The following is a 16,260-nucleotide window of genomic DNA, read 5'->3' as shown; positions in this document are numbered from 1 at the left end:
CTAGGAGAAAACTATGAGCTATGCATTTCCGGGCACCTTCCCTGGTCGCCGTATGCGCCGCGTGCGCCGTCACGACTTCAGCCGCCGCCTGGTGGCCGAGAATCAACTGACGGTCAACGACCTGATTTATCCGGTGTTTGTCATGGAAGGCAGCAACCGCCAGGAAGAAGTGGCCTCGATGCCGGGCGTATCGCGCATGACGATCGATCTGCTGGTCAAGGAAGCGGAAACCATCGCCAAACTTGGCGTGCCGGTGATTTCCCTGTTCCCGGTGATCGAACCGAGCCTGAAATCGCTGCATGCGGAAGAAGCCTATAATCCTGAAGGGTTGGTACAGCGCACGGTGCGCGCGCTGAAAGACGCGGTGCCTGAACTGGGCATTCTGACCGACGTGGCGCTCGATCCCTACACCACGCATGGGCAGGACGGGGTGATCGATGAGCAGGGTTATGTGATTAACGACGTGACCAAAGACATTCTGGTGCGTCAGGCGCTGTCCCATGCTGAAGCGGGCGCGGAAATCGTGGCGCCGAGCGACATGATGGACGGCCGCATCGGGGCGATCCGCGATCGTCTGGAATTGCAGGGCCTGGTGAATACCCAGATCATGGCCTACTCCGCCAAGTATGCTTCCTGCTACTACGGCCCGTTCCGCGATGCGTTGGGCTCCAGCGGCAATCTGAAGGGCGGCAACAAGAAGACCTATCAGATGGATCCGGCCAACAGCGACGAAGCGCTGCAGGAGATTGCGCAGGATCTGCAGGAAGGTGCGGACATGGTGATGGTGAAACCGGGCATGCCGTACCTCGACGTTGTGCGCCGCGTGAAGGATACCTTCGGTGTGCCAACCTTCGCTTATCAGGTGTCCGGCGAGTACGCGATGCATATGGCGGCGATTCAGAACGGCTGGCTGCAGGAGCAACCTGCGGTGATGGAATCGTTGATGTGCTTTAAACGCGCCGGCGCCGACGGCGTGCTGACCTACTTCGCCAAGCGTGTCGCCCAGTGGCTGCACGACGACGCGATGCGCCGCTAAGCGTAAAATGAGCCAACAAAAAGGCGCCTGAGGGCGCCTTTTGCATTACATCTTCTGGAACTGTCGGTTGTCGATGCTTTGGCTGACCTGCTTGTTGATCAGGTTCAGCAACAACATGGAACGCGCTTCGCCGTCCGGCTCGGTGTAGATCGCCTGCAGCCCTTCGAACACGCCGTCGACGATCAGAACGGTATCCCCCGGCTGTGGGGTTTCCGGATCGACATAGGTTTCGCAGGCGTGCGTGCGCAGTTCATCGATCACCTTGCTCGGGATGACGCTCGGCAACGCGCCGAAACGCACGAAGTGGCTGACGCCACGGGTGGCGCTGATGGTGGTGGTGTGAATGCGCTCCGGGTCGAACTCCACAAACAGATAGTTGGGAAACAGGGGTTCGCTGACCGCGATGCGCTTACCACGCACGATCTTTTCCAGCGTGATGATCGGGCTGAGGCAGTTTACCTGCTGCCGTTCCAGATGTTCCTGCGCCCGCAACAACTGACCGCGTTTGCAATAAAGTAGATACCAGGATTCCATAGTTTCACATGCCTTTCTGCCAGCCGGTAAGCATATCAAAAGCTATTCCGGATACATAGTGATGCAAGTTTCAGCGTGTAACATCACCTATCTCTATGAATCTGCGGCTATTAGCGAGGGGTCACACACTTATCGATACGGCGCTGGTATAACAGAGGGCTAAAAATTTGTTACCGTCACAGTATGACAGGCGTAGCGCCGCCGGCTGTGACGCTATTCATCGTTTTCGACCGAGGGGGAAAGAAATGGAGCTGTTTCTGTTGAGCAACGGCAAGCTGTCTGGCGAAGCCGAGCTGCTGGGGTACGCTAAAAGCCAGTTGCTGGCGATGATTGCGCGTCGCGGCATCAAATCCGCCGTCTTTATCCCTTACGCCCTGATTCGTTACGACTATGACCAGCGTGCGCAGGAACTGGCGCAAACGCTGGGCATTGAAGTCACCAGCATCCACCATGCCGCTTCACCGGCGGCGGCGATCGCGCAGGCGGAGTGCATTTTGGTCAGCGGCGGCAATACCTGGTTGCTGAACCAAATGCTGCACGAGCAAGGCCTGATCGTGCCCATCCAGCGCGCGGTGCGCGAGCGTGAAGTGCCTTACGTCGGCTGGAGCGCCGGTTGCAACGTGGCCACGCCGAGCATTCGCACCACCAATGACATGCCGGTGCGCTGCAGCGTGGTGCTGCCGGCGCTGGGGCTGTTCCCGGTGCAGATCAACCCGCACTACATCGACGCGCATATCAGCGGCCACATGGGCGAAACCCGTGACGAGCGCCTGGCGGAGTTCTGCGCGATCAACCCAAGCGAATCGGTGGTGGCGCTGCGTGAAGGTAGCCTGCTGCACGTTGAAGGCAATGCGCTGCGTTACTTCAGCGCTAACGGGCAGGGCTTCAAGGTGTTCCGCCACGGTGAGGAGACGCGTGAATATCAGGATACGCGCGCGCTGGCTGCGCTGGTGCCGTTCAACTGCGGCTGAGGGCCACCCGGCGGCGGGCGGCGTTAACAAAATTGCAGCAACAACCGTGAAGAGGGCTTATAATGCCCTCCCCACTGGCCGTTATAATGATCAGCATGAAATACCGTGACTTACGCGATTTCCTCTCGTTGCTGGAGAAGAGAGGGGAACTAAAACGCATCAGCCAGCCGATCGATCCTTACCTGGAAATGACGGAGATTGCCGATCGCACCCTGCGAGCGGGCGGTCCGGCACTGCTGTTTGAAAACCCGAAAGGGTATGACATGCCGGTGCTGTGCAACCTGTTCGGCACCGCCAATCGCGTGGCGATGGGCATGGGGCAGGAAGACATCAGCGCGCTGCGCGAAGTCGGCAAACTGCTGGCGTTCCTCAAAGAACCTGAGCCGCCGAAAGGCTTCCGCGATCTGTTCGACAAAATGCCGAAGTTCAAGCAGGTGCTGAACATGCCGACCAAGGTGCTGGGATCCGCGCCTTGTCAGGAGCAGGTATGGCAGGGTGACGATGTCGATCTCAGCCGTATTCCGGTGATGCACTGCTGGCCGGAAGACGCCGCGCCGCTGATCACCTGGGGGCTGACCGTGACCCGCGGCCCGCATAAGGAACGGCAAAATCTCGGCATCTATCGCCAGCAGGTACTGGGCAAGAATAAAGTGATCATGCGCTGGCTGTCGCATCGCGGCGGCGCGCTGGATTATCAGGAGTGGTGCCAGGCGCACCCGGGCGAGCGTTTCCCGGTTGCGGTGGCGCTGGGCGCCGATCCCGCTACCATCCTCGGTGCGGTCACGCCGGTGCCTGATACCTTGTCTGAATATGCCTTTGCCGGGCTGCTGCGCGGCAACAAAACCGAAGTGGTCAAGTGCCTTTCCAACGATCTGGAAGTGCCCGCCAGCGCCGAAATCGTGCTTGAAGGCTATATCGAGCCGGGTGAAATGGCGCCGGAAGGCCCCTACGGCGACCACACCGGTTACTACAATGAAATCGACCAGTTCCCGGTGTTCACCGTTACTCACATCACCCAGCGCCGCAACGCGATCTACCACTCGACCTACACCGGTCGCCCGCCGGATGAGCCGGCGATCCTGGGCGTGGCGCTGAATGAAGTGTTCGTACCGATCCTGCAAAAGCAGTTCCCGGAAATCGTCGATTTCTATCTGCCGCCGGAAGGGTGCTCTTACCGCCTGGCGGTAGTGACCATGAAAAAACAGTACGCCGGCCACGCGAAACGCGTGATGATGGGCGTCTGGTCGTTCCTGCGGCAGTTTATGTACACCAAATTTGTTATCGTCTGTGATGATGACGTCAATGCGCGCGACTGGAACGACGTGATTTGGGCGATCACCACACGAATGGATCCGGCAAGGGATACCGTTCTGGTGGAGAATACGCCGATCGACTATCTGGACTTCGCCTCGCCGGTTTCCGGCCTGGGTTCGAAGATGGGGCTGGACGCCACCAATAAATGGCCGGGTGAAACCGATCGCGAATGGGGCCGTCCGATTCAGATGGATGAAAAGGTACGTGCGCGCGTCGACGAAATCTGGGATGAGCTCGCAATCTTCAGTGACAGGGAACCGACGTTATAGCGTCAGGCCCTGTTCTCAGCTTTGCATTGATGACCCGACAGAGGGAACGCATGACAATATTGAGCTGTAAAGTGACCTCGGTAGAGGCCATTACCGATACGGTTTATCGGGTACGTCTGGTGCCCGAGCAGCCGTTTTCTTTCAAGGCAGGGCAATATCTGATGGTGGTGATGGATGAGCGCGACAAGCGTCCGTTCTCACTGGCATCAACCCCGACGCAGCAAGATTATATCGAGCTGCACATTGGCGCTTCGGAACTGAATCTGTATGCCATGGCGGTGATGGATCGCATCCTGAAAGAGCAGGCGATCACCGTTGACGTGCCGCACGGCGACGCCTGGCTGCGGGAAGAGGGCAGCCGTCCGCTGGTGCTGATCGCCGGCGGCACCGGTTTCTCTTACGCGCGTTCAATCTTGTTGACCGCGCTGGAGCAGCAGCCGGATCGCGACATTTCAATCTACTGGGGTGGGCGTGAGCTGAAGCACCTGTACGATTTGAGCGAGCTGGAAGCGCTGTCGTTGCAGCATCCGAATCTGAAGGTGATCCCGGTGGTCGAGCAGCCGGAAGCCGAATGGCGCGGCCGCAGCGGCACCGTGCTCAGCGCGGTGCTGCAGGATTTCGGCACGCTGGCGGAGCATGACATTTACATCGCCGGGCGTTTCGAGATGGCGAAAATCGCCCGCGAGCGTTTCTGCGCCGAGCGCGGCGCGCTGGAAGCGCATATGTTTGGCGACGCGTTTTCGTTTATCTGACCGATGCGATGCGCGGTGAACGGGGTGGCCGAGGGTCGCCCCGTTTTTATTTGGGCGTCGGCAAACTTCAGGCATAAAAAACCCGCCCCTGACAGGCGGGAAGAACGGCAACTAAACTTGGCGGGATGCCGCGATTTGAAGTAGTGACGCGGTCATCCCAAGATAGACACAGCTAAACGCGTTCAAAGACGGTGGCGATGCCCTGGCCCAGGCCGATGCACATGGTCGCCAGGCCGAACTGCGCGTCGCGACGTTCCATGTTGTTCAACAGGGTGGTCGAGATGCGGGAGCCAGAACAGCCCAGCGGGTGGCCGAGCGCGATGGCGCCGCCGTTCAGGTTAATCTTGTCGTCGATGCTGTCCATCAGCCCCAGATCCTTGATGCACGGCAGCGACTGGGCGGCGAACGCTTCGTTCAGCTCGAACAGATCGATGTCCTGCACGCCCAGACCGGCGCGTTTCAGCGCCAGCTTGCTGGCCGGCACCGGGCCGTAGCCCATGATGGAAGGATCGCAGCCGACCACCGCCATCGAGCGGATGCGGGCGCGGGCCTTCAAACCGAGCGCTTTGGCGCGCGATTCGCTCATCAGCAGCATGGCGGAAGCGCCGTCCGACAGGGCGGAGGAGCTGCCGGCGGTGACGGTGCCGTTGACCGGATCGAACGCCGGACGCAGGGCCGACAGACTTTCGACGGTGGTTTCCGGGCGAATGACTTCATCGAAATCGTAACGGGTCAGCACGCCGTCGGCGTCGTGACCGTTGGTCGGTATGATCTCGTTTTTGAAGTAACCCGCCAGCGTCGCCGCATGTGCGCGCTGGTGGGAGCGGGCGGCAAACTCATCCTGCATCTGGCGACTGATGTTGTGCATCTTGGCCAGCATTTCGGCGGTCAGCCCCATCATCCCGGCGGCTTTGGCCACGCTGCGGCTCAGGCCCGGATGGAAATCCACGCCGTGATTCATCGGCACATGGCCCATGTGTTCCACGCCGCCGATCAGGCTGATGTGCGCGTCGCCAACCATGATGGCGCGCGCCGCGTCGTGCAGTGCCTGCATCGAAGAGCCGCACAGGCGGTTGACGGTCACCGCCGGCACGCGGTGCGGGATCTCGGCCAGCAGCGCGGCGTTGCGGGCGATGTTGAAGCCTTGTTCCAGCGTTTGCTGCACGCAGCCCCAGTAAATGTCATCAATCTCGGCGGCGTCCAGCGCCGGGTTGCGGCTCAGCACTTCACGCATCAGGTGAGCGGAGAGATCTTCGGCGCGCACCTGGCGGAAGGCGCCGCCCTTGGAGCGGCCCATCGGCGTGCGTACGGCATCAACAATAACTACGTTTTCCATCTTTATGACCTCATGCCGGTTGGCGGGTAGCGACGTCGGACAGCGGTGTCGCCACCGGGTAGTAGCTTTCATTGCGTTCGGCCTTGGCGCGCAGACCGGCCGGCACCTGGTACAGGGCGCCGAGGTGTGCGTAACGCTGGGCCAGCTCAACGTAGTTGGCGGTGCCGAGCGTATCCAGGTAGCGGAACACGCCGCCGTGGAACGGAGGGAAACCGATGCCGTAGACCAGCGCCATATCGGCTTCGGCCGGGCTGGCGACGATCTTTTCTTCCAGGCAACGCACCACTTCGTTGATCATCGGGATCATCATGCGCGCGATGATTTCTTCGTCGCTGATGGTCTGGCGCGGTTGGCTCACTTCGGCCAGCAGCGCATCGGTCTGCTCGTCGTTGTCCTTGCGCGGTTTGCCTTTGCTATCCTGGCTGTAGCGGTAGAAGCCCAGCTGATTTTTCTGACCGAAGCGCTGGTTGTCGAACATCACGTCAATGGCGTCGCGATAGTCTTTGCTCATGCGATCCGGGAAGCCGGCGGCCATTACCGCCTGCGCGTGGTGCGCGGTGTCGATGCCCACGACGTCGAGCAGGTAGGCCGGGCCCATCGGCCAGCCGAACTGTTTCTCCATCACTTTATCGATTTGACGGAAGTCGGCGCCGTCGCGCAGCAGCAGGCTGAAGCCGGCGAAGTACGGGAACAGCACGCGGTTGACGAAGAAGCCCGGGCAGTCGTTCACCACGATCGGCGTTTTGCCCATGCGGCTGGCGTAGGCCACCACTTTGGCAATGGTCTCGTCGCTGGTCTGTTCGCCGCGGATGATTTCCACCAGCGGCATGCGGTGCACCGGGTTAAAGAAGTGCATGCCGCAGAAGTTTTGCGGGCGCTTCAGCGATTTTGCCAGGTGATTAATCGGAATGGTCGAGGTGTTCGACGCCAGAACGGTGTCCTCACCGATCAGGTTTTCCACTTCCGACAGCACGGCGGCTTTGACTTTCGGATTCTCGACGACCGCCTCAACGATCACCTGCGCGCGCTCGATGCCGGCATAGTCCAGCGTCGGCTGAATGGTCGACAGCACCTGCGCCATTTTCAGGCCATCCAGCTTGCCGCGCTCCAGTTGCTTATTGAGCAGCTTGGCCGCTTCGCTCATGCCCAGCGTCAGCGACTTGTCGCTGATGTCTTTCATGATCACCGGCACGCCTTTCAGCGCCGATTGGTAGGCGATACCGCCGCCCATGATGCCGGCGCCCAGCACCGCCGCCTGTTTCGGCGCATCCACATTCTTGGCCAGCTTTTTCGCCTGGCCCTTCACGAACTGATCGTTAAGGAAGATGCCGACCAGCGCGCGCGCTTCGTTGGAGCGGGCCAACGGCACGAAGCTGGCGGTTTCCAGTTTCAGCGCTTCATCGCGGCCCAGCTTGGCGGCGGCTTCAATGGTCTTCACCGCGGTCATCGGCGCCGGGTAATGTTTACCGGCGGTCTGCAGCACCATGCCTTTGGCGGTGGTGAAACTCATCGCCGCTTCAATCGGGCTGAGTTTCAGCGGCTCCAGCTTAGGTTGACGCGCGGCGCGCCAGTCCAGCTTGCCGTCGATCGCCTGTTGCAGCATGTTGAGCGCCGCTTCGGCCAGTTTTTCCGGTGTCACCACCGCATCCACCAGGCCGACTTTCAACGCGTCTTTGGCGCTGACGTCTTTGCCGGCGGCGATGATTTCCAGCGCGCTGTCGTTACCCAGCAGGCGCGGCAGACGGACGGAACCGCCGAAGCCCGGCATGATGCCCAATTTGGTTTCCGGCAGGCCGATGCGCGCGTCCGGCGAGGCGACGCGGAAATCGGTCGCCAGAATGCATTCGCAACCGCCGCCGAGCGCATAGCCGTTAATGGCCGAAATGGTCGGTACCGGCAAATCTTCCAGCCGGTTAAAGACGTTGTTGGCGAATACCAGCCACTCGTGCAGCTTTTCAGCCGGTGCGGCGAACAGAGAAAGGAATTCGGTGATATCGGCGCCGACGATAAACGCGGCTTTGGAGGAGCGCAGCAGCAACCCCTTGAGCTCAGGCTGGTTTTCCAGCACGGTGAGCGCTTCGCCCAGGCTGGCGACGGTGCGGGTGTCCAGCTTGTTGACCGAGCCCGGTGCGTTGAACACCAGCTCGGCGATGCCGTTATCGAGCCAGTGCAGTTGTAATGTTTCGCCTTGGTAGAGCATGTCTATCTCCTGAATCAGCGTATGATCTGGTATGACCAGATGAAGAGGAGTGTGGTTTTTATGTTAAAAATATGCAAATGAGAGATTGCATATTTGCTGGTCGGATCACATGTCGCCAAGTTAGTTTTTTGATTTGAAACGAAGTTATATTTTATGTGCTATCGGCATTTGCTGGAGTGTGTCGGCACTCATACACTTGCTCGCAGCGAATGAACATTCAGACGAGGTTACGCATGACTAAGGCGGCTTGTGTCAAACGCAGCGGCTTATGGAGCATTCCGGCCAGAACCATGACGCTGGCATGTCTGTTGGTGTTTATGGCACAGATGGCGACGACCGTGTATTTGCCTTCGCTGCCGACGGTGATGCGGGAGCTGGCGATGAGCCGACGCGCCACCGAGCTGTCCATTTCGATCTTCGTCATCGGCGCCGCTTTGCCGGTGCTGTTCTGGGGCGCGGCCGCCGATCGCTTTGGCCGCCGTGCGCCCCTGACGCTGTCTTTGTTTCTTTTCATTGGCTGCAGCGGGCTGTTGGCGCTGTGCAGCAACGGCGCCCAGCTGCTGGCGCTGCGTGCGCTGCAGGGTGTGGGCGCCGGCGGTGCGGCGATCATTGCGCGTATCATCGTGCGGGATAACTGGAGCGGTGACGAGTTGGCGCGTCGGTTATCGGTGCTCTCCATCGCTTTTATCACCGCGCTGGGCGGTGGTCAGTTTGTCGGCGGCCTGCTCAGCCAATATTCGCACTGGCAGATGGGCTTCGTCCTGATGGGCGCCACCGGTTTGGCCATTCTGGCGCTGATGGCGACGCTGCCGCTTGAGGCGGGGCGCACACGCGGGCCACGCCCGGCGATGGCGGCCACCTACTTCGCCATCCTGCGGCGGCCGGGGTTCTTCTGGCCGGCCTGCGTCGGCGGATTGGGCTTCGCCACCACGGTGACATTGCAGGAGGTGAGCCCGTTCGTCATGCAGCAGGGTTTTGGCCTCAACGTTACGGCGTTCGGCGCGCTGGGGTTGGTGATAGGTATCGCCTACTTTAGCGGCGCGTTGACGGTGAACCGCACGGTGGCGCGTGTCGGCGGGAAAAAACTGATGCAAACCGGCAGCGGCATCGTCGCTCTGGCGACGGTAGCGATCCTGCTGTTGTGGTGGAGCGGCATTCTGGCCGGCCTTTCCGGTATGGCACTGTTCATCGTGCTGTATTGCCTGACCATTTTTGGCCAGGCGGTGTTGTTTCCCAACAGCATGGCGATGGCGGTCAGCGACGCCAAAGAGCACGGTGCCTATGCGATGGCGCTGTGCGGCTTTCTGCAGCAGTGTCTGGCGGGCATTGCCGCGGCCGGCGCGGTGTTATTGGAGCACCACGGCCTATGGGCGCTGGCGATAGCGTTGCTCGGCCTGGCCGGCTGGCTAATGGTTAAACTGCGGATGTAACGGCATTTGCAGGGAATTGCGAGCTGCTCCGCATGCCCAACGCGATAAGGTTGGTGCGCCGGAGCGCTGTGTTAAGATGACTTCTTTCGTGCTAAGGCATAAGGGTACTGTGATGGAAACGCTGGCTTCTTTGTATAACGACCACTTGGCAGAGCTGCAAAAACGCGCGCGCGAAGTGCTGGAGCGCAACAAGTTGGATGCGTTGCTGATTCACTCCGGTGAACTGCAAAAGGTATTTTTGGACGACCATAGCTATCCGTTCAAAGTGAATGCGCATTTCAAAGCCTGGGTGCCGGTGACGTCGGTGCCGAACTGCTGGTTGTGGATCGACGGTGTCAACAAGCCGAAGCTGTGGTTCTACTCCCCGGTCGACTACTGGCACAGCGTAGAGCCGCTGCCGGACAGTTTCTGGACTAAATCCCTTGAATTGATGCCGCTGGCCAACGCCGACGCCATCGCCCAGCAGCTTCCGCCGCAGCGCGAGCGCGTGGGCTATATCGGTTATGCGCAACAGCGCGCCCGCGATCTCGGCATCCCTTCCGAGAACATCAATCCGAAAGCGGTGTTGAACTACCTGGATTTCCACCGTTCGATCAAAACCGGCTATGAGCTGGCCTGCATGCGCGAAGCGCAGAAGACGGCGGTAACCGGCCATCGTGCGGCGCATGAGGCCTTCCTCTCCGGCATGAGCGAGTTCGACATCAACCTGGCCTACCTGACGGCGACCGGCCACCGCGATACCGACGTGCCTTACGACAACATTGTGGCGCTGAACGAACACGCTTCGGTACTGCACTACACCAAGCTGGATCATCAGCCGCCGGCCGAATCCCTGAGTTTCCTGATCGACGCCGGCGCGGAATATAACGGCTACGCCGCCGATCTGACCCGCACCTACGCGGCGCAAAGCGGCAGCGAGTTTGCCCACCTGGTGAAAGATCTCAACGGTGAGCAGCTGGCGTTGATCGATACCATCAAAACCGGCGTGCGTTATACCGACTACCATGTGCAGATGCACCAGCGCATCGCCAAGCTGCTCAAGAATCACAAGTTGGTGAACGGCCTCAGCGAAGAGGCGATGGTTGAAACGGGTATCACCACGCCGTTCCTGCCGCACGGGCTGGGCCACCCGCTGGGCCTGCAGGTGCACGACGCCGCCGGCTTTATGCAGGACGAGCAAGGCACCCACCTGGCGGCGCCGTCCAAGTATCCGTTCCTGCGTTGCACCCGCGTGTTGCAGCCGGGCATGGTGTTGACCATCGAGCCGGGTCTGTACTTCATTGACTCTCTGTTGGCGCCGTGGCGCAGCGGTGAGTTCAAGCAGCACTTCGCCTGGGATCGCATCGATGCGCTGAAGCCGTACGGCGGCATCCGCATCGAAGACAACATCGTGATCCACGAAAAGCGCATCGAGAACATGACGCGCGATCTGAACCTGGCCTGATGCGGCCGTACCCGATACCGGCGGAAGCAACCTGCTTTACCGAAGAAATAAAGAAGAGCCGTTTTATCACCCTGCTGGCGCCGACCAGCGGGGTAGAAGCGGCAAAGGCGTTTATTCAGCAGGTGCGGGACGAGCACCCGGCGGCGAGGCACCATTGTTGGGCTTTCGTCGCCGGCAGCCCCGATGACTCGCAGCAGCTGGGGTTCTCCGACGACGGAGAACCGTCGGGCACCGCCGGCAAACCGATCCTCGCGCAGCTGATGGGCAGCGGTATCGGCGAAGTGACCGCCGTGGTCGTTCGTTACTATGGCGGCGTCAAGCTGGGCACCGGCGGGCTGGTGAAAGCCTATGGCAACGGTGTTCAACAGGCGTTGAAGCAGTTGGCGTTGGCACAAAAGGTGCCGGAAGCCGAATATATCTTGCAGTGCGACTATGCGCAGTTGGCGCTGGTGGAGAACTTGCTGCAGCAAACCGCAGGTCGGATCCTGCAGGGTGAATACGGTGCCGCCGTCGTGCTGCATCTGGCGTTGCCGGCCACCGAGGTCGAGCTGTTTGGAAATAAATTGCGTGATCTCAGTCGCGGTAATTTGCAATTAACCCCCATTTCGCAATAATTCCTCCCAATTGAATTGCTAAGGATCGTGCTGAAATGCATTTTCGCGCCATAACCCGTATCGTTGGTCTGCTGGTCATCCTGTTCTCCGGGACGATGTTTATTCCTGGCCTGGTGGCATTGATTTACCGCGATGGGGCGGGGCGCGCGTTCAGCCAAACCTTCTTCGTGGCGCTGACCATCGGTCTGATGCTGTGGTGGCCGAACCGCAAACAGAAACACGAGTTGAAGCCCCGTGAAGGCTTCCTGATTGTCGTGTTGTTCTGGACCGTGCTGGGCAGCGTGGGGGCATTGCCATTCCTGTTTTCGGAACGGCCCAATTTGTCGCTTACCGACGCCTTCTTTGAATCCTTCTCGGGATTGACGACCACCGGCGCAACGACGCTGGTGGGGCTGGACTCGTTGCCGAAGGCCATCCTGTTCTATCGCCAAATGCTGCAATGGATGGGCGGCATGGGGATCATCGTGTTGGCGGTGGCGATACTGCCGATACTTGGCGTCGGCGGCATGCAGCTGTATCGGGCGGAAATGCCCGGGCCATTGAAAGATAACAAGATGCGTCCGCGCATTGCCGAAACCGCCAAAACCCTGTGGCTAATCTATGTGTTGCTGACCGTTGCCTGTGCGCTGGCGCTCTGGGGGGCCGGGATGTCGGTGTTCGACGCCATCGGCCACAGTTTCTCGACCATCGCCATCGGCGGGTTTTCTACCCACGATGCCAGTATCGGTTATTACGCCAGCCCGACCATCAACACCATCATTGCCGTGTTCCTGCTGATTTCCGGCTGTAACTACGGCCTGCACTTCGCTTTGCTAAGCGGCCGCAGTCTGAAGGTGTACGGGCGCGATCCTGAATTCCGCATGTTCATCTTCGTTCAGTTGACGCTGGTGGTGGTATGCACGTTGGTGCTCTGGGGACATGGCGTCTATAAGAGCGGTATGGAAACGCTCAATCAGGCGTTCTTCCAGGTGGTATCGATGGCGACCACGGCTGGTTTTACGACCGACAGCATCGCCAAGTGGCCGCTGTTCCTGCCGATGTTGTTGCTGTGCTCAGCGTTCATCGGCGGTTGTGCCGGCTCGACCGGCGGCGGCCTGAAGGTGATCCGTATCCTGCTTCTGTACCTGCAGGGCTCGCGAGAGTTGAAAAGGCTGGTGCACCCCAACGCGGTCTATACCATCAAATTGGGCAATCGCGCACTGCCGGAACGTATTCTGGAAGCGGTGTGGGGATTCTTCTCCGCCTATGCGCTGGTGTTTATCGTCAGCATGCTGGCGATCATTGCCACCGGCGTTGACGATTTTTCCGCGTTCGCCGCAGTGACGGCAACGCTCAATAACCTTGGCCCCGGCCTGGGCGTGGTGGCGGATAACTTCACCACGATGCCGGCGGCGGCCAAGTGGATCCTGGTGGTGACGATGCTGTTCGGGCGCCTGGAAGTGTTTACATTGCTGGTGCTGTTCACGCCAACTTTTTGGCGTGAGTGAGCCTGATATAAGGAGTACGCCATGAAGGCATTGATACTTTATTCGAGCCGTGACGGGCAAACACGTGCTATCGCTTCTTATATAGCAAGCAAGTTGCAGGACACGCTGCGTTGTGAGGTGATCGATCTGCTGCAGGCGGAACAGGTCGACCTTAGTCAGTACCAGCAGGTGATGATCGGTGCTTCTATCCGTTACGGGCACTTTAACCCGGTGCTGGACAAATTCGTCAAACGTCATGCCGAACAACTGAATCGAATGCCGAGCGCGTTCTTTGCCGTGAACCTGACCGCGCGTAAACCGGAAAAGCGCTCGCCGCAAACCAACGCTTATGCCCGCAAGTTCCTGCTGGCCTCGCCGTGGCAGCCAAAACAGTGTGTGGTGTTTGCCGGCGCATTGCGTTATCCGCGCTATCGTTGGTTCGACCGCATCATGATTCAATTTATTATGCGTATGACGGGCGGTGAAACGGATACCAGTAAGGAAGTGGAGTACACCGATTGGCAGCAGGTCGACCGTTTCGCCCAGGAATTTAGCCAGATCCAGTACGAAAAGTGACAAAAACGCGGGTTTGGCCAGCGTTTTGCCGAAAAAATCCGCGCTTGAAAAGTTTTTTGCAATTAGGGGTTGCGGCCTGCCGAGAACTCCCTATAATGCGCCTCCACTGATCGGGAACAACGACTGACAAGCCGCCGGGTCAGCGAGAAGAAAGCGAAATAAACGCTTGACTCTCCGGGCGAAAAGCGTAGTATACGCAGCCCGCGCCGATGAGTTTCTCGGCACTGCTCTTTAACAATTTATCAGACAATCTGTGTGGGCACTCCACAAGACGATATCCAGCATCTTCGGATGCAAAAAAATATCAAGTCTTGAAGAGTGACTAACTGAAGTAAAATTCATGCAGTAAATCTTTGAGCATCGCTTCTCGAGTGGAAGCAAATCAAGCTTTTAATTGAAGAGTTTGATCATGGCTCAGATTGAACGCTGGCGGCAGGCTTAACACATGCAAGTCGAGCGGTAGCACAGGGGAGCTTGCTCCCTGGGTGACGAGCGGCGGACGGGTGAGTAATGTCTGGGAAACTGCCTGATGGAGGGGGATAACTACTGGAAACGGTAGCTAATACCGCATAACGTCGCAAGACCAAAGAGGGGGACCTTCGGGCCTCTTGCCATCAGATGTGCCCAGATGGGATTAGCTAGTAGGTGGGGTAATGGCTCACCTAGGCGACGATCCCTAGCTGGTCTGAGAGGATGACCAGCCACACTGGAACTGAGACACGGTCCAGACTCCTACGGGAGGCAGCAGTGGGGAATATTGCACAATGGGCGCAAGCCTGATGCAGCCATGCCGCGTGTGTGAAGAAGGCCTTCGGGTTGTAAAGCACTTTCAGCGAGGAGGAAGGTGGTGAACTTAATACGTTCATCAATTGACGTTACTCGCAGAAGAAGCACCGGCTAACTCCGTGCCAGCAGCCGCGGTAATACGGAGGGTGCAAGCGTTAATCGGAATTACTGGGCGTAAAGCGCACGCAGGCGGTTTGTTAAGTCAGATGTGAAATCCCCGGGCTCAACCTGGGAACTGCATTTGAAACTGGCAAGCTAGAGTCTCGTAGAGGGGGGTAGAATTCCAGGTGTAGCGGTGAAATGCGTAGAGATCTGGAGGAATACCGGTGGCGAAGGCGGCCCCCTGGACGAAGACTGACGCTCAGGTGCGAAAGCGTGGGGAGCAAACAGGATTAGATACCCTGGTAGTCCACGCTGTAAACGATGTCGATTTGGAGGTTGTGCCCTTGAGGCGTGGCTTCCGGAGCTAACGCGTTAAATCGACCGCCTGGGGAGTACGGCCGCAAGGTTAAAACTCAAATGAATTGACGGGGGCCCGCACAAGCGGTGGAGCATGTGGTTTAATTCGATGCAACGCGAAGAACCTTACCTACTCTTGACATCCAGAGAACTTTCCAGAGATGGATTGGTGCCTTCGGGAACTCTGAGACAGGTGCTGCATGGCTGTCGTCAGCTCGTGTTGTGAAATGTTGGGTTAAGTCCCGCAACGAGCGCAACCCTTATCCTTTGTTGCCAGCGGTTCGGCCGGGAACTCAAAGGAGACTGCCAGTGATAAACTGGAGGAAGGTGGGGATGACGTCAAGTCATCATGGCCCTTACGAGTAGGGCTACACACGTGCTACAATGGCGTATACAAAGAGAAGCGACCTCGCGAGAGCAAGCGGACCTCATAAAGTACGTCGTAGTCCGGATTGGAGTCTGCAACTCGACTCCATGAAGTCGGAATCGCTAGTAATCGTAGATCAGAATGCTACGGTGAATACGTTCCCGGGCCTTGTACACACCGCCCGTCACACCATGGGAGTGGGTTGCAAAAGAAGTAGGTAGCTTAACCTTCGGGAGGGCGCTTACCACTTTGTGATTCATGACTGGGGTGAAGTCGTAACAAGGTAACCGTAGGGGAACCTGCGGTTGGATCACCTCCTTACCTAAAGATATTAGTTCGAGTGGCGTGCTCACACAGATTGTCTGATGAAAAAGTAACGAGCAAAAGCGTCATAAAAGTACGGTGTCGTGTCCCCTTCGTCTAGAGGCCTAGGACACCGCCCTTTCACGGCGGTAACAGGGGTTCGAATCCCCTAGGGGACGCCAAGCTTCCGACCCACCCGGTGAAAGCGGCGGTCTCAAGTATCTGACGATACACCATATCTTAAAGATGACTTCCGAGTCATGTTTAAGATATTGCTCTTTAACAATCTGGAACAAGCTGAAAATTGAAACATGACGGCTGAAATTTATCCCTCCGTAGAAGTACTGGGATGAAGAGTAACCTGTCATAGAGTCTCTCAAATGTTTGCAGCGCGAACGATGGA

At 58.6% G+C, this 16,260-nt stretch carries 12 protein-coding genes, 1 tRNA gene and 1 rRNA gene; 11 read left to right on the top strand and 3 right to left on the bottom strand.

Going from position 1 to position 16,260, the window contains the following annotated elements:
• The first annotated feature begins 13 nt into the window (after positions 1 to 13).
• Positions 14 to 1,036, top strand: coding sequence for a porphobilinogen synthase (gene hemB, locus ACMGGK_RS22820; protein WP_004934463.1), 1,023 nt, complete (start codon positions 14 to 16; stop codon positions 1,034 to 1,036).
• A gap of 45 nt (positions 1,037 to 1,081) precedes the next feature.
• On the opposite strand, the gene rfaH is transcribed toward hemB, so the two are convergent.
• Positions 1,082 to 1,570, bottom strand: a complete 489-nt coding sequence (gene rfaH, locus ACMGGK_RS22815) for a transcription/translation regulatory transformer protein RfaH (RefSeq protein ID WP_016929445.1) — start codon at positions 1,568 to 1,570, stop codon at positions 1,082 to 1,084.
• 245 nt (positions 1,571 to 1,815) lie between these two features.
• Between rfaH and pepE the strand changes: the two genes are divergently transcribed.
• From pepE to fre, 3 genes are all read left to right on the top strand, one after another.
• Positions 1,816 to 2,541: a dipeptidase PepE gene (gene pepE / locus ACMGGK_RS22810; protein ID WP_004934469.1), complete on the top strand. Its 726-nt coding sequence runs from the start codon at positions 1,816 to 1,818 to the stop codon at positions 2,539 to 2,541.
• A 62-nt stretch (positions 2,542 to 2,603) separates the two neighbouring features.
• Positions 2,604 to 4,124: a 4-hydroxy-3-polyprenylbenzoate decarboxylase gene (ubiD, locus tag ACMGGK_RS22805; protein ID WP_015376309.1), complete on the top strand. Its 1,521-nt coding sequence runs from the start codon at positions 2,604 to 2,606 to the stop codon at positions 4,122 to 4,124.
• A 50-nt stretch (positions 4,125 to 4,174) separates the two neighbouring features.
• Entirely contained in the window at positions 4,175 to 4,876 is a 702-nt protein-coding gene (gene fre, locus ACMGGK_RS22800; RefSeq protein ID WP_004934474.1) for an NAD(P)H-flavin reductase, read from the top strand.
• 172 nt (positions 4,877 to 5,048) lie between these two features.
• Here fre and fadA read toward each other — a convergent pair whose 3' ends face one another.
• The gene (gene fadA / locus ACMGGK_RS22795) at positions 5,049 to 6,212 is read right to left on the bottom strand and encodes an acetyl-CoA C-acyltransferase FadA (protein ID WP_033638974.1); all 1,164 of its coding nucleotides are present in this window, start codon (positions 6,210 to 6,212) and stop codon (positions 5,049 to 5,051) included.
• Positions 6,213 to 6,222: 10 nt separating this feature from the next.
• A complete protein-coding gene (gene fadB, locus ACMGGK_RS22790; protein WP_016929440.1) occupies positions 6,223 to 8,412 on the bottom strand; it encodes a fatty acid oxidation complex subunit alpha FadB in 2,190 nt (729 codons plus the stop codon).
• A 233-nt stretch (positions 8,413 to 8,645) separates the two neighbouring features.
• Here fadB and ACMGGK_RS22785 point away from each other — a divergent pair, with 233 nt between their 5' ends.
• The 7 genes from ACMGGK_RS22785 to ACMGGK_RS22755 all read left to right on the top strand — a co-directional run bounded on the left by ACMGGK_RS22785 (position 8,646) and on the right by ACMGGK_RS22755 (position 16,039).
• Positions 8,646 to 9,842 (top strand): MFS transporter, encoded by a 1,197-nt coding sequence (locus ACMGGK_RS22785; RefSeq protein ID WP_028127639.1) that lies wholly within the window; start codon positions 8,646 to 8,648, stop codon positions 9,840 to 9,842.
• A gap of 112 nt (positions 9,843 to 9,954) precedes the next feature.
• On the top strand, positions 9,955 to 11,286 hold the full coding sequence (pepQ, locus tag ACMGGK_RS22780) for a Xaa-Pro dipeptidase (protein WP_049299746.1): 1,332 nt from the start codon (positions 9,955 to 9,957) through the stop codon (positions 11,284 to 11,286).
• Positions 11,286 to 11,900 (top strand): IMPACT family protein, encoded by a 615-nt coding sequence (locus ACMGGK_RS22775; protein ID WP_004934489.1) that lies wholly within the window; start codon positions 11,286 to 11,288, stop codon positions 11,898 to 11,900. Before pepQ ends, ACMGGK_RS22775 begins: the two co-directional genes overlap by 1 nt.
• Positions 11,901 to 11,935: 35 nt before the next feature.
• Complete coding sequence (trkH, locus tag ACMGGK_RS22770) at positions 11,936 to 13,387, top strand: Trk system potassium transporter TrkH (protein ID WP_004934492.1); 1,452 nt, start codon at positions 11,936 to 11,938, stop codon at positions 13,385 to 13,387.
• A gap of 21 nt (positions 13,388 to 13,408) precedes the next feature.
• Complete coding sequence (hemG, locus tag ACMGGK_RS22765; RefSeq protein WP_420277288.1) at positions 13,409 to 13,942, top strand: menaquinone-dependent protoporphyrinogen IX dehydrogenase; 534 nt, start codon at positions 13,409 to 13,411, stop codon at positions 13,940 to 13,942.
• Between the two features lie 391 nt (positions 13,943 to 14,333).
• Positions 14,334 to 15,875 (top strand): 16S ribosomal RNA (locus ACMGGK_RS22760).
• Between the two features lie 88 nt (positions 15,876 to 15,963).
• Positions 15,964 to 16,039 (top strand) — tRNA-Glu (locus ACMGGK_RS22755).
• Positions 16,040 to 16,260 lie beyond the last annotated feature (221 nt).

Source organism: Serratia sp. BNK-33-b, from assembly GCF_048684565.1.
Taxonomy (GTDB): domain Bacteria; phylum Pseudomonadota; class Gammaproteobacteria; order Enterobacterales; family Enterobacteriaceae; genus Serratia; species Serratia marcescens.
Note: the sequence above shows the minus strand (reverse complement) of the source record. Positions and strands in the feature narration are given on the sequence as shown.

Bases quoted from the DNA above. Each gene is read 5' to 3' on its own strand.
- hemB (WP_004934463.1), top strand. From the start codon at position 14: ATGAGCTATGCATTTCCGGGCACCTTCCCTGGTCGCCGTATGCGCCGC.
- rfaH (WP_016929445.1), bottom strand. From the start codon at position 1,570: ATGGAATCCTGGTATCTACTTTATTGCAAACGCGGTCAGTTGTTGCGG.
- pepE (WP_004934469.1), top strand. From the start codon at position 1,816: ATGGAGCTGTTTCTGTTGAGCAACGGCAAGCTGTCTGGCGAAGCCGAG.
- ubiD (WP_015376309.1), top strand. From the start codon at position 2,604: ATGCCCTCCCCACTGGCCGTTATAATGATCAGCATGAAATACCGTGAC.
- fre (WP_004934474.1), top strand. From the start codon at position 4,175: ATGACAATATTGAGCTGTAAAGTGACCTCGGTAGAGGCCATTACCGAT.
- fadA (WP_033638974.1), bottom strand. From the start codon at position 6,212: ATGGAAAACGTAGTTATTGTTGATGCCGTACGCACGCCGATGGGCCGC.
- fadB (WP_016929440.1), bottom strand. From the start codon at position 8,412: ATGCTCTACCAAGGCGAAACATTACAACTGCACTGGCTCGATAACGGC.
- ACMGGK_RS22785 (WP_028127639.1), top strand. From the start codon at position 8,646: ATGACTAAGGCGGCTTGTGTCAAACGCAGCGGCTTATGGAGCATTCCG.
- pepQ (WP_049299746.1), top strand. From the start codon at position 9,955: ATGGAAACGCTGGCTTCTTTGTATAACGACCACTTGGCAGAGCTGCAA.
- ACMGGK_RS22775 (WP_004934489.1), top strand. From the start codon at position 11,286: ATGCGGCCGTACCCGATACCGGCGGAAGCAACCTGCTTTACCGAAGAA.
- trkH (WP_004934492.1), top strand. From the start codon at position 11,936: ATGCATTTTCGCGCCATAACCCGTATCGTTGGTCTGCTGGTCATCCTG.
- hemG (WP_420277288.1), top strand. From the start codon at position 13,409: ATGAAGGCATTGATACTTTATTCGAGCCGTGACGGGCAAACACGTGCT.